The organism is Mycolicibacterium xanthum (assembly GCF_019710635.1).
In the GTDB taxonomy this organism is placed as follows: Bacteria; Actinomycetota; Actinomycetes; order Mycobacteriales; family Mycobacteriaceae; genus Mycobacterium; species Mycobacterium xanthum.
Genome location: NZ_JAIFZS010000081.1, coordinates 1 through 489, shown reverse-complemented (window position 1 = coordinate 489; position 489 = coordinate 1). Strand labels below are relative to the sequence as shown.

The window sequence follows — 489 nt, the reverse complement described above, 5'->3', positions numbered from 1 at the left end:
ACGTGGGTCAGGGTGGGGAAGTCGCGCAGTTTGAGGGCGTCGTCGCGTTCCACGCCGAACTGTTGGCGCACGGCGGCGAAGATCTCGGCCTGTTTGACGGTGTCGACGCCGAGGTCGGCTTCCAGGTCGAGGCCGACGTCGAGCAGATCCGGTGGGTAGCCGGTGAGTTCGGAGACGATGCCGACGATGGTGTCGGTCATCTCGTCGCCGGCGGGTGCGGCCGGTGCGGGGGTTTCGGCGGGGGCGGCCGCGGCCGGGGTTTGGGTGGGCGCGGCCGGTGCGGCCGGGGCGGGAACCTCAACCGCTGCGGCCGGGGCCGGTGCGGGGGTTCCGGTTTTGTCGCGGATCCAGCCGATGACGTGGGTCAGGGTGGGGAAGTCGCGCAGTTTGAGGGCGTCGTCGCGTTCCACGCCGAACTGTTGGCGCACGGCGGCGAAGATCTCGGCCTGTTTGACGGTGTCGACGCCGAGGTCGGCTTCCAGGTCGAGG

General features: G+C 70.6%; 1 protein-coding gene. It reads right to left on the bottom strand.

Annotated features, from left to right (window positions below):
* On the bottom strand, positions 1 to 489 hold a 489-nt coding region (locus tag JDV09_RS24420), incomplete at both ends, for a phosphopantetheine-binding protein (protein ID WP_221371729.1).